We start from the raw sequence: 24,327 nt of genomic DNA, 5'->3' as shown, positions 1-24,327 counted from the left end.
AAAGAACGAAGCTGCGGCGGCGAGTGTCTGGGACGGCCGACGCACCTCAACCATTCGCGGCGCCTGACCCTTCGCCCGCAGCCGTCCCCTTGATCCGTACCGGCACATCCTCAACGTCCGTCGACGCGCCACCGCTCGGCATGTGCGGTGCGACCGGCAGACCAGTCCCGCCAATCGGGGTGCCACCGGAGAGCAGCAGCTTCTTCCAGTGCCAGCAGGAGTCCCCGGGATAGTCCGGGTTCTTGCTCTGGCCGATGTAAAGCTCGAACTGCTTCGTCGTGGGGTTGAAGGCGTGCGCCGCGATGAGCGTCACGCCCGCGAAGTCGTCGTCGTCTGGGATGCCGGGAATGGACTCCAGGCCGAACTCCTCGTCGTCGAAGAGTGTGTTGTCGCCGACGAATAGCTGGTCCGCGACGCGCTTCTTCGCGTCGCTGCGCTGGACCCACTTGATCTCGTCGATCTTGCCGGAGGGGAAGGACTGCAGCAGGACACGATAGCCGTCGATCGCCCAGCCGGGAGACTGCTTGTAGTCCCGGCGAGCTACCGCGTCCGCCGGGAGCGTCGGCATCGAGTCGAAGGCCTCCGGGGTGATCCCCCGCTTCAGCACATCCTCGCCGAGGCTCTCGAGGTCCTCGGCGAGCTTGAAACGGCCGTTCGCCGTGGCCCGGTCGAGCAGATCCCGGAGGTGCTTGAAGTTGAGATAGCCGACGACACCCTGATCGTGGCCCTGATCCTCGTCGTAGAGCTGATCAGTCGCCGCGAACGCCACTGGCGCGCTCCACTTCAGGACGTCGAGAAGTCCAGAAGCCTGGAGAGCGGAGAGTGCGTCATCTTCTGCGGTCATGAGCCAAAGATACACGCAGGTCAGTACATCACGTGCTCCTTTTCACTCTCGGCGTGTCGAATCGGAGCAAGTTTTCCACCCAGCTACTCCGCGAAGGGGTCTCGGCGAAGGGTGCCCGGGCGATCACCGGTCGGCTTATAGACGTCGACTACGAACGCGCTCCGCTCGTCGCCTGGGCCTTCGAGCAGTACGCCACAGGCAGGTACTCAATCCTGCAGATGACGCGCATGCTCGAAGAACGCGGCCTCACCACCCGTCCATCGCCATCGCGACCCGCGCAGCTAGTGAGCCGAAGTCGTCTCGCCCTGATCCTCCGCAACCCGTACTACACCGGCGTCATCCGCTACAAGGGCCAACTGTACGTCGGCCGGCACGAGCCGCTGGTGTCAAAGGAGACCTTCCTGAAGGTCCAAGAAGTCCTTGATCACCGTAACCGCAAGGGCGACCGCGACATCGTCCACTTCCACTACCTGAAGGGCGTGATCTTCTGCGGGGAATGCCTCGATGCCGGGCGCACCAGCCGCATGATTTACAGCCAGAACGCGGGCAACGGTGGCACTTACGAGTACCTCGTCTGCGCCGCCAAGCAGCGCGGCGAGTGCAGGACCCCTTGGCTCCGCGTCGAGCAGGTCGAAGCCGAGATCACGCCCGTCGTAGCCGGCGAACGCCTTGACCCCGACACCATCGACAGCATCCGCGGAGACCTGCAGGCCGCGATCAACAACCTCCTCGCGTCCGACCGCGACGCCAAAGCACAGCTCGCCAAGCAGCTGCGAAAGCTTGAGGCGCAGGAGGAACGCCTCATCGAGCTCGCGGCAACCGGCACACTTCCGATCGCGAAGATCCGCGAACGTATCGAGCGCACGACCCTCCAGACGGAAGCAATCAAGGAACAACTCGATGTCACGCTCGACCGCCTTCAGTACGGTGCCGACACGGCACTCGCGTACATCGACCTTCTCCGCGAGCCCGGTAGCCTCTACCAGCGCGCCTCCGATACGGTACGTCGAGACCTCATCACCGCGTACTTCAGCCGCCTGATCGTCCGGGTCGAAGACAATCAGGTGCAGATCATTGGCGAGCGCATCAGGCCAACCGCCAGATCCGCGAATTTCAGGGCCAGCGCGCGCTCGAAGAGCGGAAAGCAAGAACTCCCCGCCCGAAGGCAGGGAGTTCAGAGAAGTCAAAAGCTAGTTCATTTGACCATGGTTCGAGTAAGAACCGTGTGGCTGGGGTACCTGGACTCGAACCAAGAACAACTGAACCAGAATCAGCCGTGTTGCCAATTACACCATACCCCAAGAGGTTTCCGGCCTGGGCCGTACCGAGGGTCTACTCTACCCGAACCGGCGAGGGCGTCCAAACCGGGGCGTTCCCCATGGCGTGTCGCTCACGCGACGCGACGTGCGACCTCGAGGAACGCGTCGACCGAGGCCGAGACGCAGGTGGCCCGCCGGCTCGCGAGGATGGGCACGGGATCGATGTCGACGATCGGCACGCACACGATCCCCGGGCGCCGATAGTGCGTCGCGACGGACGCCGCCGCGATGTTCACGCCGATCCCCGCGGCGCACAATTCCAGCAGACCCTCGACGTCGTCGGCGACAGCGGTGACGCGCGGGCGCACGCCGCTCGGCCGCGGGTCGACCAGCCACCACGAGCGCACCGGCCCCTCTGCCGCTCCGACCACGACGAACGGGAGGTCGTCGGTCTCCGCGATGCGCACGCTGTCGCGTGCCGCGAGCGGATGGTCGTCGCGCAGCACGAGCACGCGCGGCTCGGTCGCGATCTGCTCGGACGAGACCCCGTCTTCCCTCGCGCCGGACGGTGGAGCGATCACGACGTCGACGACGCCGTCGCGCAGGGCCTGCGCCCCCGCGAAGAAGCCCAGGCGCACGAGCTCGACGTCGAGGTCGGCGTCCGCTGCCACGAGCTCGGCGAGCGCACGGCTCACGATCGGGCCCGCGCCAGCCGCGACGACGCCGACGCGCAGCGTGCCACCCCCTGCCGACTCCGACGCCCACGCCTCCACCGCACGATGCGCGCGATCCGCCTCCACCGCGAGCGGGAGGAACGCCCGACCGCGCTCGGTCAGCGCTACGGACCGCGGCGTCCGGTCGAACAGCCGCGCGCCGACCACGGACTCGAGGCGCGCGATCTGCTGACTGAGCGTGGGGCCCGAGATGTGGAGGGCCGCCGCGGCACGGCCGAAGTGCAGGTGCTCGGCGACCGTCACGAAGTAGCGCAGCTGCGTCGCCGACACGTTCATGGGTCGATGTTAGCCCGCGGCTAATGCGCGTGCGCCTCTTCCACGTGGACGCACGCCCGGGCTCCGCGCGAGGCTGAACCCGTTCCTTCCCCCTCGACAAGGAGGTCGTCCGTGTCCGACACCGCCCCCGCCATCCCGAGCGCCCTGCCCGGCGCGCCCGCCCCGTACTTCCTCGACGAGGTGCAGGGCGACAAGCTCGTCATGTTCGACCAGCTCTTCACGCTCCTCACGACGGGAACGCAGAACGAGGGGCAGTTCGACGCGTTCGTGACGGAGGGACGGCCCGGGCGTCCGGTGCCCGCGCACTACCACGCGCTCACGCACGAGACCTTCTTCGTGCTCGAGGGCGCCATCCGCCTCTGGATGGATGACCGCAACGGCTTCCGCGAGACCCGCATCCTCGAGGCGGGCGGCTTCGGGTTCGTTCCGAAGGGCACGGTCCACTCGTATCGCATCGAGCGCACGGGCAGGATCTTCGGCGTCACGAGCGCGCCCTTCACCGACTTCTTCCGCGCGGTCGGCGCCCCCACCGACGTCCCCGGGATCCCCGAGCCCGACCGCTTCCACATCCCGCCGTTCGAGCGGATGGCGGCCGCGGGCGCCGAGCACGACGTCAACTTCGTCGAGGGCTATGAGCTCTTCGACTGAGCGGACGCTGCGCGACGTCGTCTACGCGACGCGCCCCGGGTTCCGGCCGCTCTCCCTCGACCTGCATCGGCCCGAGGCCGACGGCGCCCCGCTGATCGTGTTCGTGCACGGCGGCGGCTGGCGCGTCGGAAGCCGCCGGGTCATGTGCCCGACGTTCACCCCCGAGCACGGGTTCCCTCGACTCGTCGCCGACGGGTTCGCCGTCGCCTCGATCGACTACCGTCTGAGCGGCGAGGCGGTGTTCCCCGCGCCGCTCGACGACGTCGCGGCAGCGCTCGCATGGCTCCGCGAGCACCAGGGCGCGCTCGCGGTCGACGCGACGCGCATCGTCCTGTGGGGCGAGTCGGCGGGCGCGCACCTCGCGGCGCTCGCGGGGCTCTCGGATGGCGCGGTGCGCGGGGTCGTGGACTGGTACGGCCCGAGCGACCTCGTCTCGTTCCCGGCACCTGCGGCGTCGGATGAGCGCCCGACGCGCGAGGAGGCGCTGCTGGGCGGCGCCGTGGCCGACCTCCCCGAGCGCGCGCGTGCTGCGAGCCCGGCGCGTCAGGTCGCGCCCGGCGCGCCGCCGTTCCACATCGCGCACGGGCTCGCCGACACGGCCGTGCCCGCCGCGCAGAGCGAGGCGCTGCACGCCGCGCTCGTGGCCGCGGGCGCCGATGCGACGCTGCAGCTCGTGCCGGGGGCGGGCCACCTGTGGCAGGGGCTCGACGACCCCGACGACGTCCTGTCCCCCGCGCTCGCCTTCGCGCGCCGCGTCACCGGGTGACGCGGCGCGCGTCCGCTCAGCCGAGCTTCTGGACGAGGGCGCTGAGGCGCCGGATCGACTCGGCCTTGCCGAGCAGCTCCATCGACTCGAACAGCGGCGGCGAGACCCGGCGCCCGGTGATCGCGACGCGCGGCGGGCCGTAGGCCACGCGCGGCTTGAGTCCGAGATTCTCGACGAGCGCGCCGCTCAGCGCGTCCTGGATGCCCTGCGCCGTGAACTCCGCCTCCGGCACGACCTCGAGGGCCCCGACGCACGCCGTGAGCACGACGCCCGCGTTCTCGGGAAGCCCCGCGAGCGCATCGTCGTCGTACGCGACCTCGTCCGAGAAGAGGAAGCCGAGGAGGCCGGGGGCGTCGCCGAGAAGCGGAAGGCGCTCCTGGATGAGCGGTGCGGCCTTCGCGAGCAGCGCGCGCTGGTCGTCGGTCGGGTTCGCGTCGACGAGGCCCGCCTGCGCGAGATACGGCACGATCCGCTCGGCGAAGTCGTCGGGCGCGAGCATCCGGATGTGGTCGCCGTTGATCGACTCGGCCTTCTTCTGGTCGAAGCGCGCGGGGTTCGGGTTGACGTCCTCGATGTCGAACGCGGCGACGAACTCCTCGAGCGAGAACACGTCGCGGTCGGGGCCGATGGACCAGCCGAGCAGCGCGAGGTAGTTGAGCAGCCCCTCGGGGATCATGCCCTTCTCGCGCTGCAGGAACAGGTCGGCGCGGGGGTCGCGCTTCGAGAGCTTCTTCGTGCCGTCGCCCAGGACGAGCGGCATGTGCCCGAAGCGCGGGATGAAGGTCGTGACGCCCGCGTCGATGAGCGCGCGGTAGAGCGAGAGCTGACGGGCCGTCGACGGCATGAGGTCCTCGCCGCGCAGCACGTGGGTGATCCCCATCAGCGCGTCGTCGACGGGGTTCACGAACGTGTACAGCGGGACGCCGTTCGGGCGCACGATGACGAAGTCGGGGAACGAGCCGGCCGGGAAGGTCACCTCGCCGCGGATGAGGTCGACGTACGTGAGGTCCTCGTCGGGAACGCGCAGCCGCAGCGCGGGCTGGCGCCCCTCGGCGCGGAAGGCGGCCTTCTGCTCGTCCGTGAGGTCGCGGTCGTGGTTGTCGTAGCCGAGCTGCTTGGCGCGGCCGGCAGCCTCGTTGCGGGCGTCGATCTCCTCGGCGGTCGAGAAGCTCTCGTAGACGAGCCCCGCGGCGATGAGCTTGTCGAGCACCTCGCGGTAGATGTCATGCCGCTGCGACTGCCGGTACGGCGCGTGCGGCCCGCCGGTCTCGACGCCCTCGTCCCAGTCGATGCGCAGCCAGCGCAGCGCGTCGAGGAGCTGCTGGTAGCTCTCCTCGCTGTCGCGGGCCGCGTCGGTGTCCTCGATGCGGAAGACGAGCTTGCCGCCGTGGTGACGGGCGTAGGCCCAGTTGAACAGGGCCGTGCGGACGAGGCCGACGTGAGGGAGGCCGGTGGGCGACGGGCAGAAGCGCACGCGCACGTCGGCGCCGGTGGCGGTCGTGGTGCGGGGATCGGGAGCAGACATCCCGTCCAGTCTAGTTCGCGACGCCCGGTGGCCCGTGAGCGCTCAGCGCCGCGCGAGGGGCGACAGCACGGTCGTGAGCGCGACGAGAACGAGGGCGACGAGCGCGAGCGCCCCGTAGCCCCACTGCCCGAGGACGACGCCGGCGAGAACAGCGCCGACCGCCGCGGACGAGGTCATCAGCGTGTCGCCGATCCCCTGCCGCCGCGGGCGGAGGTCGACCGGCGTGCTCTCGGTGAGGAGCGCCGCGCCCGCCACCGTGGCCGCGCTCCAGCCGAGCCCGAGCAGGAACAGCGCGACGATCACGATGCCCTGCACGTCAGACCCGAAGGTCGCCAGCAGCAGCGCGCACGCGAGGACCCCCTGGCCCAGGAGGACGACGGCGACGCGGCCCCAGCGGTCGGCCAGCCAGCCGAACACGGGCGACAGCCCGTACATGCCGAGGACGTGGAGCGCGATCGTCGTGCCGACGAGGAGGGTCACGGCCTCGTTCGCGCCCACGGCCCCGCCGTGCCCGGCGTGCGCGAGATGCTGGAGGTGCACGGGCGTCATCGCCATGACCGACGCCATCACGACATGCGACGCGGCCACGGCGAACATCGCATAGCGCGCCGCGAGGGGGCGGTCCGCGTCGACCGACGGCGCCGCGCCTCCCGCGGCGTCGCGCGAGATCCGCTGGGCGAGCAGAAGCGGATCAGGGCGCAGTGCGACGAGGTAGAGGATGAGCGCGGCCGCCTGCGCGACGATGGAAAAGAGGTACGCGCCGGTGAGCGGCGGCATGCCGACCAGCCGGCCGAGCGCCTCTCCCGGCGTCAGCAGCAGCGGCCCGAGCACGCCGCCGACCGTCGTCGCCCAGACGACCGTGCCGAGGTCGCGTCCGCGGCGCTCGCCCGCGGCGAGGTCGGTCGCCGCGAACCGGGACTGCAGATTGCCCGCGTTGCCCGCGCCGATGAGCACGACCCCCGCGAGGAGGAGCGGGAAGACGCGCAGGGCCGCCGCCGTCACGACGATCGCGATGCCGACGAGGGCGAAGAGGTTGCCCAGGGTCAGCGCCGTGCGGCGGCCGCGCGCGGCGGCGAGTCGAGCGAGCGGGATGGCGCACAGCGCGGCCCCGAGGGTGACGGACGCGGTCGCGAACCCCGACAGGGACTCCTGACCGGAGATGTCGGCGGCGAGGAGAGCCCCGAGCGAGACGGTGGCGCCGAAGGCGACGCCGCCGAGGACCTGGCCGAGCGCCAGCACGCGGACGACGCGGCCCTGGATCCGCGCGACCTCCTCGGGAGCCGTGACGGCGGTCATGTCACGCGTCGCGCACGGTGTTGCGCAGCAGCCCGATGCCCGGGATCTCGACCTCGACCGTGTCGCCGGCCTGGAAGGGGCCGACTCCCGCCGGCGTGCCGGTGAGGATGACGTCGCCAGGGAGGAGCGTGAACGCCGCCGACACGTGCGCGATGATCGTCGGCACGTCGAAGATCATGTCCGACAGCGGGGCCTCCTGCACGACCTCGCCGTTGAGGCGGGTCGTGAGGGAGCCCTGCGCGAGGTCGAACTCGGTCTCGATCGCGGGACCGATCGGGCAGAACGTGTCGAAGCCCTTGGCGCGCGCCCACTGCCCGTCGCTGCGCTGCAGGTCGCGTGCCGTCACGTCGTTCGCGATGGTGTATCCGAACACGACATCGAGGGCGTCCTCCGCTCGCACGTTCTTCGCGATGCGCCCGATCACGATCGCGAGCTCGCCCTCGTACTGCGTGTCGGAGCTCTGCGGCGGCCGGACGATCGCGTCGCCGGGCCCGATCACCGAGGTGTTCGGCTTGAGGAACAGCAGCGGCTCGGCGGGGACGTCGTTGCCGAGCTCCGCGGCGTGATCGCGGTAGTTGCGCCCGACCGCGACGACCTTCGAGCGCGGGATGACCGGCGCGAGCAGCGCGACGTCCGTGACCGGAACGCGCGCTCCCGTGGTCTCGAACCCCGCGAACAGCGGGTCTCCCGCGAGCACGACGAGCTCCGACCCGTCGACGATCCCGTAGGTGATGGCGTCGTTGTGGCTGAACCGCGCGATCTTCACCCTGCCAGCCTATCCACGACCGTCCACCGCGGAGTCGATCGCCTCGGCCAGGGCGCCGCCCATCGCCTCCGCGAAGGTCGCGGTGAGGTGGTGCGAGTCGCGGTAGACGAGCAGCCCGCCGAGGATGGGCGCGCAGGCGGGCTCCTCGGAGGGGGCGCCGTCGATGGGCGCGCAGAAGTACGGCAGGAGGTCGATCTCCTCCGCGCGCGTCTCGCGGGCGACCTCCCTCACCGCGTCGCGTCCCGCCCCGCGGACGGCCTCCGACTCGGGAACCGCGCACACGGCCGCGTGCTCGAGGTTCATCGCGAGGCAGTCGAGCGGGCTCGTGCCGAGATCCGGCGTGTCGGCGAGGAGGAGCACGCGCGTCTCGGGCAGCGCGTCGACGACCTCGCGGAGCCCGTCTCGCCACGCCTGCCCCGCGTCGACGCCGTCCGGCACCTCCTCGTCGGCGTAATTGGCGAGCACGAGGACCTCCGGCGGGTCCTCCCTGAGCTCGTCGAGCACCGCGCTGCGCCAGCGGTCGCATGCACCGAACGCGCTGCCGTCGAGCACGTGGCGCGCCAGCGCCGACGAGCAGCGGCTCTTGGTGTGCGTCGTGAGCGCCATCCCCCGCTCCTCCGCGGCGCGGAGCACCCCCGGAACCCAGTGCGCGGCGTGCGAGTCGCCCCAGAGGACCATCCGCTCGTCCCCTTCGCCGAAGGAGCACGGGCGCGGGCGCTCCTCCTGATAGCCGAGGTTGCATCCGTCGTCGTACACCTCCGACTCGTCGTCGGGAGCGTCCGCGAGCCCCGGTTCGAGGTTGGCCGGGACGACGGGCGTGACCTCCGGAGGGACGGCCGGCTCGGCGTGGGCGACCCGCGTCTGCGTCGCGAGCGTGGGCTCGGGCGCCACGGCCAGCGCGGTCCCTGCGGCCAGCGCGACGGCCGCCGTCGCGCCCGCCGCTGCGAGGAGCGTCCGGCGCGGCCGTGCATCGACGAGCACCCGCGCGCGGCGCGTCGGCTGCTCCACGAGCCGGAACAGGGCCCACGCGACGGGGATGCTCGCGACGCCGAGCGCCGCGGGAAGCCAGGGAAGGCCGGGCGCCAGCAGCGCGCCGGCCACGATCAGCGGCCAGTGCACGAGATAGAGCGAGAACGAGATCTCGCCGACGAAGACGAACGGCCGGTTGCCGATCACGGCACCCGCGCTCCCCCGCGGGGACGCGTCCTGCCCGATCCCCGCGAGGATGACCGCGCCGGTCGAGAGGACAGGCAGCAGCACGAGCACGCCCGGGAACGCGGAGGACTCTCCGATGAGCGCGATCGCCGCGAGGATGCCGGCGAGGCCCGCCCAGCCGAGCGCGGCGCGCACGAGTCCGGGGATGCGCGCGACAGCGGCGGCGGGCACGAGCGCGATGAGCGCGCCGACGGCGAACTCCCACATGCGCGTCCAGAGCGCGAAGAACGCCCACGGCTGCGACACGGGCGTGAGGGCGACGACCGCGGCGGGGGATCCCGCGAGGACGATCCCGAGCGCGACGGCGACCGCCCCGCACGCACCGCGCCGGCCCCCGAGTCGGCGGCCGACGGCCCACGCGGCGAGCAGCAGAGCGGGGCACACGAGGTACCACTGCTCCTCGACGCCGAGCGACCAGTAGTGCTGGAAGAGCGACGGCGTCTCGTCGCCGAAGTAGTCCGCGTCGCGCACGGCGAACGCGTAGTTCGGCACGAACAGGGCCGAGGCGACCGCGTCGGCGAGGAGCGTCTCCCGCCGGAGGGGCGAGACGATCCCGTACGCGCCGACGACCGTGAGCACGACCACGACGAGCGCCGCGGGGAGGATGCGGCGCGCCCGGCGCGCCGTGAACGCCGGCAGGTCGATGCGGCCGGTCTCCGCCAGCTCGCGCACGAGGAGGCCGGTGATGAGGAAGCCCGACACGACGAAGAACACGTCGACGCCGATGAACCCGCCCGGCGCCCAGGTCGCGCCCGCGTGCTGCGCCACGACGGCCAGCACGGCGATGGCCCTGAGCCCCTGGATGTCTCGACGGAACCCGGCGCGGCGCATCATCCCGACAGCGTGCCGTCCGCAGGTGAACGGACGGTGATGCGCGACGCCCGCCCGGGCATCCCGGGCGGGCGTCGCGGCGAGCGGGCGCTCAGGCGTCGAGGCGGTACAGCCACCCCTTCGTGTCCTCGCGGCGCCCGTACTGGATGTCGGTGAGCTCCTCGCGCAGCGAGAGGCCGAGCTCGCCGAGCGGCTGGGCGTCCTCGAAGCCCTCGCCCTTGAGCGCGCCGATCGGCGTGACCACCGCTGCCGTGCCGCACGCGAACACCTCGGTGATGTCGCCCGACGCGACGCCGTCGCGCCACTCCGCGAGCGAGACCGCGCGGCGCTCGACCGCGAGGCCGCGATCGGCCGCGAGCTCGAGGAGCGAGTTGCGGGTGATGCCGTCGAGGATGCTGTCCGACGCCGGCGTGACGAGCGTGCCGTCCTTCTTCACGAAGACGATGTTCATGCCGCCGAGCTCCTCGACGTTCCCGTCGGCGTCGAGGAAGACCACCTGGTCGCACCCCTTCTCGTACGCCTCGGCCTGAGGAAGGAGGCTCGAGGCGTAGTTGCCGCCGGTCTTCGCGGCGCCCGTGCCGCCCTTCGCGGCGCGCGCGTAGTTCTCGCTCAGCCAGATGCTGACCGGCTTCACACCGCCCGTGAAGTACGAGCCGGCGGGGCTCGCGATGAGGCAGTACGTGTACTTGTGCGCGGGGCGGACGCCGAGGAACGCCTCCTTCGCGAACATGAACGGGCGCAGGTAGAGCGTCTGGTCGGCCTTCTCGGGCACCCAGGCGCCGTCGACCGCGATGAGCTCGCGCAGAGACTGCAGGAAGTACTCCTCCGGAAGCTCGGGCATCGCGAGGCGGCGCGCGCTGCGCTGCATGCGGCGCGCGTTCTGATCGGGCCGGAACGTGTAGATCCCGCCGTCGGCGTGGCGGTAGGCCTTGAGGCCCTCGAAGATCTCCTGCGCGTAGTGGAGCACGGCGGCGGCGGGCGACAGGCTGATCGGACCGAAGGGCTGCACGCGCGGACGGTGCCAGCCGCCCTTGACCGACCAGCAGATGTCGACCATGTGGTCGGTGAAGATCGTGCCGAAGCCCGGGTCCTCGAGCAGCTCGGCGCGCTGGGCGGGCGAGACGGCGGCGAGGTTCTTCGTGACCGCGAAGTCGAGAGACGGGAGCGTGGTGTCGGTGGTCGTCATGTGCGGATTCCTGTCTGCGCGTCGGTGGGTGTCAGGCCTTCAGGCGAGACGCGATCGCGTCGCCGATCTCGGCGGTCGAGCGCTTCTCGCCCGTGCGGGCGGCGATGTCGTCCTCGATCGCGCGCGACACGCGATCGGCCGCGTCCTGCAGGCCGAGGTGGTCGAGCAGGAGGGCGATGGAGCCGATCGCCGCGGTGGGGTCGGCCTGCTGGGTGCCCGCGATGTCGGGGGCCGAGCCGTGCACGGGCTCGAACATCGAGGGGAAGTCGCCGTCGGGGTTGATGTTGCCCGAGGCTGCGAGTCCGATGCCACCGGTGACGGCGCCGGCCAGGTCTGTGAGGATGTCGCCGAAGAGGTTGTCGGTGACGATGACGTCGAAGCGACCCGGGTTCGTGACCAGGAAGATCGTCGCGGCGTCGACGTGCAGATAGTCTACGGCCACGTCCGGGTGCTCCCGCGCGACCTCGTCGACGATGCGCTGCCACAGGCGGCCCGCGTTGACGAGCACGTTCGTCTTGTGCACGAGCGTGAGGCGCCGGCTGCGGCGCTCGGCGAGCGCGAACGCGTAGCGCACGACGCGCTCGACGCCGAACGCGGTGTTCACGCTCGTCTCGTTCGCGACCTCGTGCGGGGTCCCCTGGCGGATCGAGCCGCCGTTGCCGACGTACGGACCCTCTGTGCCCTCGCGCACGACGACGAAGTCGATGTCGCCGGGCTCGGCGAGCGGGCCGTCCTGCCCGGGGTAGAGCTTGGACGGGCGGAGGTTCACGTAGTGGTCCAGCGCGAAGCGGAGCTTCAGGAGCAGGCCGCGCTCGATGTTCGCGCCCGCGAGCCGCGGGTCGCCGGGCGTGCCGCCCACCGCGCCGAGGAGGATCGCGTCGTGCGCCTTGATGGCGTCGAGGTCGTCGTCCGTGAGCGTGTCGCCGGTCTCGAGGTAGCGGCCCGCTCCGAGCGAGAAGCGGGTCTTCTCGAAGACGACGTCGCCGCCCGCGGTGACGGCGTCGAGCACCTTCTCGGCCTCGGCGATGACCTCGGGGCCGATCCCGTCACCGGGGATGACGGCCAGTTTCACGACGCGGGGCATTGCTCTCCTTCGGATGTCTCGGCATCCGCCGGGGCTCCGGTCAGTGCGACGCGTGCTCCCGGCGTCCTCCCAGGGTAGTCGCCGCGATCGCCATCGCGAGCACGACGAGCCCCGCGCCGATGAGCGACGTGATCGTCACGCCGCCGTCGAACGCGGTCGCCGCCGCGGACCGGAGCGCCTCTCCCGCCGCTCCCCCGACCGAGTCCGCGGCGTTCATCGCTCCGGCGAGCGTCTCCTCGGCATGCAGCGCGAGCTCCGCGGGGATCCCCTCCGGCACGACGAGGGTCGAGCGGTACCACCACGTGAGGATGCCGCCGAGGATGGATGTGCCGAGCACGGCGCCGAGCTCGTACGCGGTCTCCGAGACGGCGCTCGCGGCGCCCGCCTTCTCCGCGGGAGCGTTCGCGAGGATGAGCTCCCCCGACACGGTCTCGGCCGCGCCGATGCCCGCGCCGAGGAGCGCGAACCCGAGCACGAGCATCCCGACGTCGTGTGCGCCGACGAGCGCCACAATGAGGTACGCCGCGAGCGAGAGCAGGAGCGCCGACGGGATGACGATCGACGCGCGCACACGCCGCGCGATCGGCGTGACGATGAAGCCGCCGGCGATCGAGGTGAGGGCGCCGGGCAGGAGCGCGAGGCCCGCGATCATCGGGCTCAGGCCGACGATCATCTGCAGGTGCTGTGACACGAAGTAGAGGAAGCCCACCATCGCGATGACGCTGAAGAGGTTCACGAGCATCGAGCCGCTGAACCCGGCCCGCGCGAACAGCGACATGTCGAGCATCGGCTGCGTCATCCGCAGCTGCCGGCGCACGAAGAGCCATCCGAACAGGGCGCCGATGACGACGGGAGCGCCGCCGGCGAGACCGTGCACGGCGATCTCCTTGATGCCGTAGGCGAGGGGCGCGAGCGCGAGCATCGAGAGCAGGATGCTCGGGAGGTCGATCCGGCCGGGGTTCGGATCACGGCTCTCGCTCACGAAGAGCGGGGCGAGCACGAGCATGAGGACGAGCATGGGCACCGCGAGCAGGAACACGCTCTGCCACGGGAAGTGCTCGATGAGGAAGCCGCCGACGATCGGGCCGAGCGCCCCGCCCGCGGAGAACATGCCGGCCCACACGGCCACGGCGATGCGCCGCTGGTTGCGCTCGGGGAACAGCGAGCGCAGGAGCGACATGGTCGACGGCATGAGGGTCGCGCCGAACAGGCCCATGACGGCGCGCGCCGCGATGAGCCATCCGGCTGTCGGGGCGAAGGCCGCGAGGACGGAGACGACCGTGAACCCGATCGCGCCGGTGAGGAGCAGCAGGCGGCGCCCGAACCGGTCGCCGAGCGATCCCATCGTCACGAGGAGCCCCGCCAGCACGAGCGAGTACGCGTCGATGATCCAGAGCTGCTCGGCGCTCGTGGGCTCGAGCTCCTTCGCGATGGCGGGCAGCGCGAAGTTGAGGATCGTGTTGTCGATCGACACGAGGAGCACGGGGAGCATGAGCACCGCGAGCGCGGCCCATGCCCGCCATCCGGCGCGCTGCGTCGTCGTGGGCTGGGTCGTCGTGCCGGTCGTCATCTCATCCGCCTGTCTCAATTACTGTACCGTCCAGATGGTACAGTAACTGCCATGGCTGTGCACGCCCTGGGCAGCGCGCGCCGTGTGAGAGGCTCGTCTGCATGAGCCGCCCGCCCCGCGCCAGAGAGAAGGTCCTCGACGCCTTCGAGAGCATCCTCCTCGAGGAGGGCGAGAGGGCGGCGACCCTCGAGGCGGTCGCGCGCCGAGCGGGCGTGTCGAAGGGCGGTCTGCTCTACCACTTCGGCTCGCGGGACGCGCTCGATGCGGGCCTCGTCGACCGGCTCCGGCTGCTCGCGGCCGACGACATGGCGGCCCTGCACGACGCACCCGAGGGGCCGATCTGGTACTACATCGCGACCTCCGCGCACGTCGGCGGCCCGTTCGACCGGGCCATCTCCGCCGTCGGCCGCCTCGCGCACGGCGGCAATGCGCTCGCGCGCGGCGCGCTCGCCGAGCTCCGCGACGCGTGGGCGGCCGCCATCCGCCCGCACGTGCGCGACGAGGCCGCCCTCGAGCTCGTGCTCCTGCTGAGCGACGGCCTCTACGTGAACTCCGCTCTGCTCAACGACGTTCCGAGCCCGGTCCCCACCGGCGAGGCCCTGGAGGCGCTCATCCGCCTCGTCGAGGGGGCGACGCGCGCCTGAGCACGCGCGAACGCCCCCGCCCGATGGGCGGGGGCGTTCGGTGCGCCGGGGTCAGGCCTCGGCGATCTCGATCTGCCGGATGACCGACGCCTCGATCGCCTCGCCGACCTCGGCGAGCAGGTCCTCGGGGACGCGCGAGTCGACCGTGAGCACCGACAGGGCCTGGCCGCCGGCCGAGCGGCGCGCGATCTGCATGCCCGCGATGTTGATGCCGGCCTCGCCGAACTTCTGGCCGTAGACCGCGACGATGCCGGGGCGGTCGGTATAGAGCATGACGATGTGGTGCTTCTCGATCGGCACCTCGATCTCGTGGCCGTTGATGCCGACGATCTTCTGCACCATCCGCGTGCCGGCGAGCGTCCCCGCGACCGTGAGCACCGTGCCGTCCGACAGCGCACCGCGCAGCGTCGTGAGGTTGCGGTACTCGGGGCTCTCCTTCTCCACGATGAGGCGCGTCTCGATGCCGCGCTGCTCGGCGAAGACGGGGGCGTTCACGTACGAGACGTTCTCGCTCACGACGTTCGACAGGATGCCCTTGAGCGCGGCGAGGCGGTAGACGCTCACGTCGTAGTCGGCTAGCTCGCCGCGCACCTCGATGTCGAGGCTCGTGAGCGCCGACGTGGCGAGACCGCTGAAGACCTGGCCGAGCTTCTCGACGAGCGCGATCCCGGGGCGCACGAACGGGTCGATGACGCCGCCGGCGACGTTGACGGCGTCGGGCACGAGGTCGCCCTCGAGCGCGAGCTTGACCGACTTCGCGACCGAGATGCCGGCCTTCTCCTGCGCCTCCGACGTCGACGCCCCGAGGTGCGGCGTGACGACGACGTTCGGCAGGGCCGTGAGCTTCGTGTCGGTCGGCGGCTCGCTCGTGAAGACGTCGAGGCCGGCGCCCGCGATCTCGCCGTTGACGAGCGCGTCGTGCAGCGCGTCCTCGTCGATGAGGCCGCCGCGCGCGACGTTCACGACGTACGACGTCGGCTTCATCGCCTTGAGCTGCTCGGCGCCGATCATGCCCGTCGTCTCGGGCGTCTTCGGCATGTGGATCGTCAGGAAGTCGGCCTGCGCGACGAGCTCGTCGAGGCTGAGCAGCTCGACGCCCAGCTGCTGGGCGCGCGCGCTCGTGACGTACGGGTCGTATGCGACGACGCGCATCCCGAAGCCCTGCATCCGCGCGGCGACGAGGGCGCCGATCCGGCCGAGGCCGACGACGCCCAGCGTCTTCTCGAAGAGCTCGACGCCCGTGTACTTGCTGCGCTTCCACTCCCCGGCGCCCAGCGAGGCGCGCGCCGCCGGGATGTGGCGGGCGAGACTGAGGATGTGACCGCACGTGAGCTCGGCGGCCGAGATGATGTTCGACGTCGGCGCGTTCACGACCATGACGCCGGCGGTCGTGGCGGCCTTGATGTCGACGTTGTCGAGGCCGACGCCGGCGCGGGCGACGACCTTGAGCTTCTTCGCGTAGCCCAGGGCCTCCTCGTCGACCTTCGTGGCCGAGCGGATGAGGATGGCGTCGGCGTCCGCGAGCGCGTCGAAGAGCGCGGGGCGGTCGGTGCCGTCCACATTGCGGATGTCGAAGTCGGGGCCGAGCGCCTCGATCGTTGCGGGAGAGAGTTCTTCGGCGATGAGCACGACGGGCTTCGGCACGGATGGATCCTTCGATGCGGATGGGCGCGGGCGCGCGGGAGCGGGTTCGACGCGCCACACGCCGTGGGGGCGCGACGGCGACCACTCTATCGGAGCCGCGCGCCCTGCTCTCGCCGGGCGCGTCATCCGGCGACGCGGGGGCCGGTCAGAAGAGGTTCGAGGGGTTCGACGTGAAGGCCTGCATGTCGAGCCAGAACACGGCCGTGACCGCGAGACCCGCGAGCAGCGCGACGGCCAGCCATCCGATCCCCCGTGTGCGGCCCAGGCCGAAGGCGATCGCGAACGCGGCGATCGGCACGAGAACCGCGAGCAGCAGCACGACCCAGGCGACGGCCGACAGCGAGATGCCCTGCGCCGAGGTGGTCTGCACGAGCGTCACGAGGTAGGTGATCGCGCTCCACACGGCATAGGCGTAGAGGAGGGCGAACGCCCCGGCGACGACCGCGACGAGCCATCCCGGCGTCCTGCGCTCCTGCGTCGTCGAGGTCACTGTCCGACCACCCCCACCATCACGAACGGCCACGGCACGAGCAGCACGATTCCCGCGGCGAGCCACGCGAAGCGCCGCCAGAGCGGCGCGCGGCGTGTGCCGAGCCAGGTCACCGCGAACCACAGGAGGGGCGACGCGATCGCGAGCCACATGCTGCCCTGGAACATGAAGTCCGCCACCGCGTTCGTGCTCTGCTCGATGCGCTCGCGCAGGCGCGTCGCTCCGAGGAACCATCCGATCATCCACAGGAGGTAGACGCCGCCGATCACGCCGAGCGAGACGAGCGCGACGTTCCCGAGCGGGGCGGCCTCGTCTCCGGCGTCGGCCGTCGTGACGGCGTCCCGCCCCTTCCCGACGGCGCGCCATCCCGCCGGCAGGACAGACGGGTCATCCTTCTCGCCGGGTGCGTCCGGCGCGGCCTTCTCGCCGGGCTCGGCCGCGGTCTCGGAGCGCGCGTCGAGCGTGGGGTCGTCGTCGCCCTCCCAGCGGAGGGCGTCATCGTCGCGGGACGGCATGAGCCCAGGCTATCGGCTCACGGCGCCGCGATGCGGAGGCTGCTCGTGGCGAGCCCCTTCGGGTACTGCAGGCCGACGGACACGCGGAAGTCGTCGTCGGCGACGTCATAGCGCCCCTGGACGCCGGCCTCGACGATCCGCCACGGCCGATCGGTCGCGAGCGTGGTCTCGCGGCCGTCGTCGGCCACCGCCTGCGGGTAGTCGAACGGCGCGCTCGCGTGCTCCCCGAGGGTCACCGAGATCGTGTCGACGGCGATCTCTCCGGTCGCGAGCGACACCTGGAGGAGCCGCTGGAAGCCGGTCGCGCGCATCCCCGTCTCGGTGCGGAACTCCTGGTAGTCGCCCAGGATCTCCACGACGTCGTGGCCGGGGATGCCGCCCGCGTCATCCGTCTCGATGCGGGCGAGCCCGTGATAGTGGCCCGACAGCACGAGGACGACGCTGCGGTGCGGGGCGACGATGCGCTCCCACAGCTCGTCGGCGCGCGAGACCCACCTGTTCTCGGTCGCCCGCTCGGCCGAGCCGCTCGCGTCCTCAGGGAGCAGATGCTCGTGCGTCGCGACGATGATGTTCGCGCGCGGATGCTCCGCGATCACGTGCTCCGCCCACGCGAGCTCGCGCTCGGCGTACGCGTAGGGCAGAGACAGCACGATGAACTCGGCCCCCTCGCGTGTGAAGGAGGTCCAGTTCGCGCTGCCGTCATCGGGGGCGATGGACCCTCCGTACCAGGGGGCATCGGCGTAGCGGTGCGGGCCGAAGTGCTCGTTGAAGAGATCGTTCGTCGCTCCGCGCTTGTTGTCGTGGTTTCCCGGGAGGACGCTGTTCGGGATGCCCGCCGCGTCGAGCTCGCCCTGGGCCGCCGACGCGACGGCGAACTCGCGACGCGCACGCTCCTCGCCCTGGTCGGGGTCGACCCAGTTCTGGACGAGGTCGCCCGTGTGGACGGCGAACGCGATGTCGCGCGGCCCGGCGTTCGCCGCGATCCACGCCGTCTGCTCGCGGTACACCTCCGGGTGGGCCTCGCTGAGGTACTGCGTGTCGGTGAGGTGGCTCACGGCGAAGTCGTAGGTGCCGGGAGCGGCGAGACCGTCGGCGGCGTCCGCGATGGCGGGGCCGCTCGGCACGACCTGCACGAGCAGGCCGGTGGTCCCTTCGGGCAGCGTGCCGGAGAGCGTCACCGTGCCGTCGTCAGCGGCGGCCTCCTCGTCGATCGCGTGCCAGCGCCCGGCGGCCCATGCCGAGAGCCGCGCGGGGCCCGGACCGGCGACCTCGCCCGACCAGGTGGCCGTCCCGTCGGCAGCTCGCGCGAGCTCGAACCGCACGTAGGGGTGCGCCCATCCGTCGTCGCTCGCCGCGAGCCGCGCCGTCTCGAGCGCGGCGGGCCGCTCCCCCGCCGCCGCCTCGGCCGTGAGGGCCCCGCCCTCGCTCGCTCCGGTGAAGGCGCGGGCGACGACCGGATCGATGCCGTCGACGGCCTGCGGCTCATCCGCCGCTGCCGCGACCGCGCGAGCGGCCCGTGCGCCATCGGCCGGCGTGGCCGCGGCGATCCGGAGCGCAGCCTCGGCTGTGAGCTCTCCGACGGGCGTCTCGTCGTGGAGGTCGAGCGCGCCCGGGCTCGACGGCCCGCCTCGGAAGTCGTTCGCATCGTCGCCCGTGAAGCCCACGCGCTGCCAGGTCTCGCCGGCCAGGCGGTCGACTCCGAAGGTCGACAGGGCGAGACCCTTCGTGCACGGGCTCACGACGTCGTTCGACGCGTCCTGCTCGTTGCGGTGGAAGATGCCGACGCTGTCGACGCGCTCTCCGGCAGCGTCCTCGATCCACACGCCCGATCCCTGGTAGCCGAGGGCCGTCGCATACACCGCGTCGGCGCCCTGCGCGGCGCGGGTGCCCTCGAGCGCCGCGAGCCAGGTCTGCCCGGGCGCGAGCCGGATGCCGGCCGGCACCTCGACGAGCGGCGTCCGCTCGCGGAAGCCGTCCGGCGCGCACGCGCGGATGCGCCATCCGCTCAAGTCGACGACGGCGTCGCCGTAGTTCGCGAGCTCGACGAGGTTGTGCCGCTCGGCGCGCGGCAGCTCCGGGTCGGTCGCGACCTCGCTCAGCGCGACGCCGGGGTCGCCGTACGCGAAGGCGGTCTCGAGGCGGTCGTCGGCCGTCGCGTTCTCGCGCCCCGGCGTGCGCGGGGCGATGAGGAAGTCCCCCGTCTCCTCGTGCCGCTGCCAGCTCTCGCCGCGCAGGTGGTCGAGGACCGACGGCAGCTTCGCGTCGCCCGTCTGGCAGGCCGTGTCGGCGTGGTTCGAGACGCTCACGCCGTCGACGCGTGCGCCGTCGGCATCGACGAGGAGCACGCCCGACACGGTGTCGGCGAGCGAGGTCGTCGTCCGCACGTCGACGTCGCCGCGGAATCCCGGGCCGCCCACGACCAGGCGCTCGCCCTCCCGCAGCTCCGTCCCGTCCGCGAACCGCGCCTGCAGCGTCTCCGGAGTGAGCGCGCCCGTGCGCGTGCAGCGGTAGAGCGCCCAGCCCGAGAGGTCGACGTCGGCGACGGCGCGCAGCTCGACGAGGTCGTCGTCACGGCCGCCGGGGCCCGCGCTCGCGACCTCCGAGATGAGCGCCCGCGGCTCGGCCGGCTCGACGGCGGGCGCGGCGGCCTCACGCGGCGTCGCGCGAGTGCGCACGAAGTCGGCGGCCAGGTCGCCCGTGCGCGCGACCCGCTGCCAGCTCTCGTCGAGCGCGGCCCCGAGCGCATCCGGGACGTTGCCGGCCGCGCTGCACTCGCTCTGCGTCGGCCACGGCTCGGACGGATACGCCGCGAAGGCGTCGACGGCTCGCCGCCGCGCATCCTCGAGCACGAGCCCGTACCCCTCGCTCGAGAAGGGCCCGCGCATCGCGAGGTCGGCGTCGACGCCCGTCCCGACCGTGATCCGCTCGCCGGGCTCGAGGACGACGCCCGCGAGGTCGACCTCGTGGTCGGCCTCCGCGAGGCGCGTGCCGTCGCCCGTGCAGCGGTGCACCCGCCATCCGCTCAGGTCGACCGCGTGCGGCGACAGATTGCGCAGCTCGAAGAAGCTCGCTGCGGGGTCGTCCGGCGTCCCGGCGCCCACCTCGTCGATGACGATGTCGCCGTCGGTCGGCGCGGCGACGGCCCCGGATGGCGCGGGCGTCGCGCACGCGGGAACGAGGGCCGCGGCGAGCGCGAGGAGAGCGAGGGAGCGGTTCCGGCGGAGGGCACGAGAGCGCGTCACGCGATGAGCGTCGCCGCCCGCGGTGAACGGACGGCGACCGTCGTGCGCGCGGCGTGTGAACGCGCGGAGACCACGCGGGCGCGGGCGTCAGCCCGCGGCGATCAGTCCTCGATCTTGCGCTTGCGCCAGCGGATGGCCGCGTTGATGAGGCCGTCGATGTCGCCGTCGAAGACGGTCGCGGGGTTGCCGACCTCGAAGCCCGTGCGCAGATCCTTCACGAGCTGCTGCCCGTAGAGGAAGTACGAGCGCATCTGGTCGCCCCAGCTCGCCGTGATCGTTCCGGCGAGCTCCTTCTTCTTGGCGGCCTCCTCCTCGCGCTGCTGCAGCAGCAGTCGGGTCTGGAGCACGCGCATGGCCGCCGCGCGGTTCTGGATCTGCGACTTCTCGTTCTGCATCGACACGACGATCCCCGTCGGGATGTGCGTGATGCGGACGGCGGAGTCGGTCGTGTTGACCGACTGGCCGCCGGGGCCAGACGAGCGGAAGACGTCGACGCGGATGTCGTTCTCCGGGATCTCGACCTCGACGGCCTCCTCCATGACGGGGATGACCTCGACCGCGGCGAAGCTCGTCTGGCGCTTGTCGGCGGAGCCGAACGGGCTGATGCGCGCGAGGCGGTGCGTGCCGGCCTCGACCGAGAGGATGCCGTAGGCGTACGGCGCGTCGACCTCGAACGTGGCCGACTTGATCCCGGCGCCCTCGGCGTACGACGTGTCCATCACCTTGACGGGGTACTTGTGACGCTCGGCCCAGCGCAGGTACATGCGCATGAGCATCTCGGCGAAGTCGGTGGCGTCGTCGCCGCCCGCACCCGAGCGGATGGTCACGACCGCGGCGCGCTCGTCGTACTCCCCGTCGAGCAGGGTCTTCACCTCGAGGTCGCCGATGACGCGCTCGAGGTCGGTGATCTCCTTGCGCGCCTCCTCGACGGAGTCCTCGTCGCCCATCTCGTTGGCGAGCTCGACGAGCACCTCGAGGTCGTCGAGGCGACGCTCGACCGCCTCGATGCGCGCGAGCTCGGACTGGCGGTGGCTCAGCGCGCTCGTGACGCGCTGGGCGTTCGCGGTGTCGTCCCACAGGCCGGGCTCCGACGCCTCCTTCTCGAGACGCGCGATGTCCGCGCGCACGCTGTCGACGTCGACCACCTCTCGGATGTTCGCGAACGTGGAGCGCAGCGCCTGGATCTCGGCGGAAGGATCGAACTCAAGCATGACGCTTCAGCCTATCCTGCTCGGCGTAACGTGGAAGCCGATGCCCTCGACTGCCGACGCCCCGTTCGATCCGATCCGGCGGTATGCGCCCATGATCTACGGGCCGACGGCCCTCTACTCGCTCGGCCAGGGAGCCATCCTCCCGCTCCTCCCGGCGCTGGCCGCCGACCTGGGCGCCGATCTCGCGGTCGCCGCGCTCGTGTCGGCCGCGATCGTCGTGGGTCAGCTCGCCGGCAACATCCCCGCAGGATGGCTCGTGTCGAAGGCCGGGGAGCGGCGCACGATGCTCATCGCGTCGCTCGCGTCGCTCGTGGGCATCGCGGGGATGCTCCTCGCGCCTCACATCGCCCTGCTGGGGCTCTCGGTGCTGCTCATCGGGTTCTGCGCGTCGTCGTTCGCGGTGGCCCGCCACACATTCATGACGACGCGCGTGCCGTACGCGCACCGCGCCCGCGCGCTCGCCCTCGTCGGCGGCTCGTTCCGCCTCGGCGGATTCACGGGGCCGTTCGTCTCGGCGGGCCTGCTCGCCCTGTTCGGCGACGAGATCGCCTCGGTGTGGTTCTTCGCGGTCTGCCTGCTCGGCGTCGCGGCGCTCGTCGCCTTCGGGCCCGATCCCGAGGAGAAGGCGCTCATCGCCGATCGCCTCGCCGCGCGCGAGCGGGCCGACGCGCGCGCCGATCTCGACGAGGAGGACACGGGCGAGCCGGTGACCGGCTCCATCCCGGCGACCGAGCGGATCGGCGTGCTGCGGACCATGCACCGCCATCGCGGGGTGCTCGCCCGGCTGGGAGCCGCTGCCGCGTCGCTCGCGGCCGTGCGCTCGGCTCGCCAGGCCGTGCTGCCGCTGTGGGGCGTCTCGATCGGCCTGGACTCGCAGACGCTCGCCCTCGTCGTCGGCGTCGCGGGAGCGGTCGAGTTCTCCCTCTTCTACGTGAGCGGGCAGGTCATGGACCGGTTCGGCCGCCTCTGGGCCGCGGTGCCCGCGCTCCTGCTCATGGGCGCGGGCTTCGGCGCGCTCGCGTTCACCCACGACCTCGACAGCGCGGTGCTGTGGTTCGGCGTGCTCGCGCTCGTCATCGGCGTCGGCAACGGCCTGTCGTCGGGCATCCTGCTCACGCTCGGCGCCGACGTGGCCCCCGAGCGCGACCCTGCGCCGTTCCTCGGCGCGTGGCGCACGCTGACCGACGGCGGCGCGGCCCTGACGCCGCTCATCGTGTCGGCCGTGACGGCCGCCGCGTCGCTCTCGGTCGCGACCGGTCTCGTCGGCGTGGTGGGCCTCGTCGGCGCCGCGGCGTTCGTGCGCTACGTGCCGCGCTACGCCCCGCGGCGCGACTGATTCAGCGCAGCGCCGTGCGACTCGTCGCGGTCGCCTCGAGCGCGACCCCGGCCGGGACGAACGCGCTGAGCAGCGGCGTGTGCCACGTCGTCGCGACGGTCACCCGCGCCGAGAGGCCGTCGGGCGTTCCCGCCGCCACGAGGGTCTGGTCGCCGGGTGCGGCCGCCACGATCGCCTCGGCCTGCGCGCGCACGGCGCCGTCGTCGAGTCGCGCGAGAGGAGCATCGCCCTCGAGCGACAGCGTCAAGCCGTCCGCGCCCGCGAGCGCCGCCGCATCCGCGACCGCGTCGAGGGACTTCTGCGCGAGATACAGCGACGTCGCGTTCGCGCACACGATGATGAGCGCGAGCGCGAGGACGGCGTACCCGATCGTGAGCGGGAGGATGCTCCCGCTCTCGTCGCGCAGGAGGCCCCGGGCGCTCACGTGCCGCCCCAGAAGCGCGAGACCTTCTGCACGGATGTCGACTCGACGGGGATGCTCGTGAGGCGATCGAGCCCGAGGACGGGCGGCACGAGCGGCAGCGGGACCCTCGCGCCGATCGTCACGACGACCGTGGAGCCGGCCTCGGGGCACCCGACATGGGCGGGCACGCACGTCACGGAGACCTCGAGGGCGTCGGGCGCGATGCCGTACTCGGGCGGCACCGACGAGAGCACCTCGGGCAGCGCCGCGAACGTGTCGTCGATCCCGCCGGTCCGCGCGAGCGTGTGCGCCGCATGCCGTGCCGTCGCCTCGACGCCCAGGGCGTGCTCCTGGACGACGCCGAGCGCGACGACCAGGTAGGCCAGCGGGACGAGCAGCACGATCCCGCCCACGAGGAACTCGAGCGCGGCCGACCCCCGCTCGTCGTCCGGGGCCGCGTCAGCCCATCGACTCGACCGGCGCACGCGCCGTCACCTCCAGCGTCCCTGGCACGCCGATCAGCCCGACGACGGGCGTCGCGGAGCGGACCGTGACCCGGATGTCGCCGCCCGACACCGCGGCGCTCACATCCTGCGCGTAGGCCGATCCGATCGCGCGTGCGATCACGAGCCGGGTCCGCTCGGCCCCGCCTTCGGGCCCCACGTCGGCGAGCGCGGCGTGGTACGCGCCCTCGACGGCCGCATCGTGCAGGACGTTGCGGACGTACACCGCGAGCCCCAGCTGCAGGACGGCGAGGGTGAGGGCCGTGAGCAGGGCGCCCACGAGGACGAACTCGACCGAGCTCGAGCCGCGCTCGTCGCGGAGGCTCGGGCCGAGCACGG

22 protein-coding genes, 1 tRNA gene and 1 pseudogene are annotated in these 24,327 nt (G+C 72.0%); 5 read left to right on the top strand and 19 right to left on the bottom strand.

All coding sequences use genetic code 11. The features are described from left to right. Window positions 1–46: 46 nt before the first annotated feature. Window positions 47–844 (bottom strand): hypothetical protein, encoded by a 798-nt coding sequence (locus tag M1D46_RS09690; RefSeq protein WP_456285428.1) that lies wholly within the window; start codon window positions 842–844, stop codon window positions 47–49. 32 nt (window positions 845–876) lie between these two features. Here M1D46_RS09690 and M1D46_RS09685 point away from each other — a divergent pair. Continuing rightward, window positions 877–1,212, top strand: a pseudogene (locus tag M1D46_RS09685) (recombinase family protein); the annotation flags it as partial. Between the two features lie 18 nt (window positions 1,213–1,230). Here the strand turns inward: M1D46_RS09685 and M1D46_RS09680 are convergent. The 3 genes from M1D46_RS09680 to M1D46_RS09670 all read right to left on the bottom strand — a co-directional run bounded on the left by M1D46_RS09680 (window position 1,231) and on the right by M1D46_RS09670 (window position 3,113). Further along, window positions 1,231–2,031, bottom strand: a complete 801-nt coding sequence (locus M1D46_RS09680) for a hypothetical protein (protein WP_456285427.1) — start codon at window positions 2,029–2,031, stop codon at window positions 1,231–1,233. Between the two features lie 39 nt (window positions 2,032–2,070). Further along, a tRNA-Gln gene (locus M1D46_RS09675) sits at window positions 2,071–2,145 on the bottom strand. 89 nt (window positions 2,146–2,234) lie between these two features. Beyond that, on the bottom strand, window positions 2,235–3,113 hold the full coding sequence (locus tag M1D46_RS09670) for a LysR family transcriptional regulator (protein WP_421075710.1): 879 nt from the start codon (window positions 3,111–3,113) through the stop codon (window positions 2,235–2,237). A gap of 111 nt (window positions 3,114–3,224) precedes the next feature. On the opposite strand from M1D46_RS09670, the gene M1D46_RS09665 reads away from it, so the two are divergent. Both M1D46_RS09665 and M1D46_RS09660 read left to right on the top strand, forming a co-directional pair. Then, window positions 3,225–3,761: a quercetin 2,3-dioxygenase gene (locus tag M1D46_RS09665; protein WP_456285426.1), complete on the top strand. Its 537-nt coding sequence runs from the start codon at window positions 3,225–3,227 to the stop codon at window positions 3,759–3,761. Next, window positions 3,745–4,527, top strand: coding sequence for an alpha/beta hydrolase fold domain-containing protein (locus M1D46_RS09660; RefSeq protein ID WP_456285425.1), 783 nt, complete (start codon window positions 3,745–3,747; stop codon window positions 4,525–4,527). The genes M1D46_RS09665 and M1D46_RS09660 overlap by 17 nt, the downstream gene beginning before the upstream one ends. 16 nt (window positions 4,528–4,543) lie before the next feature. On the opposite strand, the gene gltX is transcribed toward M1D46_RS09660, so the two are convergent. From gltX to M1D46_RS09625, 7 genes are all read right to left on the bottom strand, one after another. Next, a complete protein-coding gene (gene gltX / locus M1D46_RS09655; RefSeq protein ID WP_456285424.1) occupies window positions 4,544–6,052 on the bottom strand; it encodes a glutamate--tRNA ligase in 1,509 nt (502 codons plus the stop codon). 42 nt (window positions 6,053–6,094) lie between these two features. Next, window positions 6,095–7,348 carry an MFS transporter gene (locus M1D46_RS09650; RefSeq protein WP_456285423.1) on the bottom strand — a complete coding sequence of 418 codons (1,254 nt, stop codon included), beginning with the start codon at window positions 7,346–7,348 and terminating at the stop codon, window positions 6,095–6,097. 1 nt (window position 7,349) lies between these two features. Continuing rightward, on the bottom strand, window positions 7,350–8,114 hold the full coding sequence (locus tag M1D46_RS09645; RefSeq protein ID WP_271171650.1) for a fumarylacetoacetate hydrolase family protein: 765 nt from the start codon (window positions 8,112–8,114) through the stop codon (window positions 7,350–7,352). Between the two features lie 9 nt (window positions 8,115–8,123). Then, window positions 8,124–10,163, bottom strand: coding sequence for an acyltransferase family protein (locus tag M1D46_RS09640; RefSeq protein WP_456285422.1), 2,040 nt, complete (start codon window positions 10,161–10,163; stop codon window positions 8,124–8,126). Window positions 10,164–10,251: 88 nt separating this feature from the next. Then, entirely contained in the window at window positions 10,252–11,346 is a 1,095-nt protein-coding gene (locus M1D46_RS09635) for a branched-chain amino acid aminotransferase (protein WP_456285421.1), read from the bottom strand. A 31-nt stretch (window positions 11,347–11,377) separates the two neighbouring features. Further along, window positions 11,378–12,430, bottom strand: coding sequence for a 3-isopropylmalate dehydrogenase (locus M1D46_RS09630; RefSeq protein ID WP_271171647.1), 1,053 nt, complete (start codon window positions 12,428–12,430; stop codon window positions 11,378–11,380). 40 nt (window positions 12,431–12,470) lie between these two features. Further along, window positions 12,471–14,000 (bottom strand): MFS transporter, encoded by a 1,530-nt coding sequence (locus M1D46_RS09625; RefSeq protein ID WP_324011530.1) that lies wholly within the window; start codon window positions 13,998–14,000, stop codon window positions 12,471–12,473. 101 nt (window positions 14,001–14,101) lie between these two features. On the opposite strand from M1D46_RS09625, the gene M1D46_RS09620 reads away from it, so the two are divergent. Beyond that, window positions 14,102–14,644, top strand: a complete 543-nt coding sequence (locus M1D46_RS09620; RefSeq protein WP_324011532.1) for a TetR/AcrR family transcriptional regulator — start codon at window positions 14,102–14,104, stop codon at window positions 14,642–14,644. Window positions 14,645–14,695: 51 nt separating this feature from the next. Here the strand turns inward: M1D46_RS09620 and serA are convergent, their stop codons facing one another. The 5 genes from serA to prfB all read right to left on the bottom strand — a co-directional run bounded on the left by serA (window position 14,696) and on the right by prfB (window position 21,746). After that, window positions 14,696–16,288, bottom strand: coding sequence for a phosphoglycerate dehydrogenase (gene serA / locus M1D46_RS09615; RefSeq protein ID WP_456285420.1), 1,593 nt, complete (start codon window positions 16,286–16,288; stop codon window positions 14,696–14,698). Between the two features lie 145 nt (window positions 16,289–16,433). Next, a complete protein-coding gene (locus M1D46_RS09610; protein ID WP_421075716.1) occupies window positions 16,434–16,778 on the bottom strand; it encodes a hypothetical protein in 345 nt (114 codons plus the stop codon). Next, window positions 16,775–17,293 (bottom strand): DNA polymerase III subunit gamma/tau, encoded by a 519-nt coding sequence (locus M1D46_RS09605; RefSeq protein WP_456285419.1) that lies wholly within the window; start codon window positions 17,291–17,293, stop codon window positions 16,775–16,777. The genes M1D46_RS09610 and M1D46_RS09605 overlap by 4 nt, the downstream gene beginning before the upstream one ends. A gap of 17 nt (window positions 17,294–17,310) precedes the next feature. Further along, a complete protein-coding gene (locus tag M1D46_RS09600; RefSeq protein ID WP_456285418.1) occupies window positions 17,311–20,535 on the bottom strand; it encodes a metallophosphoesterase in 3,225 nt (1,074 codons plus the stop codon). A gap of 101 nt (window positions 20,536–20,636) precedes the next feature. Further along, a complete protein-coding gene (gene prfB, locus M1D46_RS09595; RefSeq protein ID WP_456285417.1) occupies window positions 20,637–21,746 on the bottom strand; it encodes a peptide chain release factor 2 in 1,110 nt (369 codons plus the stop codon). Between the two features lie 40 nt (window positions 21,747–21,786). Here prfB and M1D46_RS09590 point away from each other — a divergent pair, with 40 nt between their 5' ends. Then, window positions 21,787–23,082: an MFS transporter gene (locus tag M1D46_RS09590; RefSeq protein WP_324014885.1), complete on the top strand. Its 1,296-nt coding sequence runs from the start codon at window positions 21,787–21,789 to the stop codon at window positions 23,080–23,082. Between the two features lies 1 nt (window position 23,083). On the opposite strand, the gene M1D46_RS09585 is transcribed toward M1D46_RS09590, so the two are convergent. Genes M1D46_RS09585 through M1D46_RS09575 form a run of 3 tightly spaced genes read right to left on the bottom strand, consistent with a single transcriptional unit; the run spans window position 23,084 to window position 24,325 of the window. Continuing rightward, entirely contained in the window at window positions 23,084–23,506 is a 423-nt protein-coding gene (locus M1D46_RS09585; protein ID WP_456285416.1) for a pilus assembly protein TadG-related protein, read from the bottom strand. Next, on the bottom strand, window positions 23,503–23,970 hold the full coding sequence (locus M1D46_RS09580) for a TadE family protein (RefSeq protein ID WP_271171638.1): 468 nt from the start codon (window positions 23,968–23,970) through the stop codon (window positions 23,503–23,505). Before M1D46_RS09580 ends, M1D46_RS09585 begins: the two co-directional genes overlap by 4 nt. Then, window positions 23,945–24,325 carry a TadE/TadG family type IV pilus assembly protein gene (locus tag M1D46_RS09575; protein ID WP_282977531.1) on the bottom strand — a complete coding sequence of 127 codons (381 nt, stop codon included), beginning with the start codon at window positions 24,323–24,325 and terminating at the stop codon, window positions 23,945–23,947. Before M1D46_RS09575 ends, M1D46_RS09580 begins: the two co-directional genes overlap by 26 nt. Between the last annotated feature and the right edge of the window lie 2 nt (window positions 24,326–24,327).

This window comes from Microbacterium sp. JZ70 (assembly GCF_053903225.1).
The sequence above is the reverse complement of the archived record's forward strand: the minus strand, read 5'-3'. Positions and strand labels throughout refer to the sequence as shown.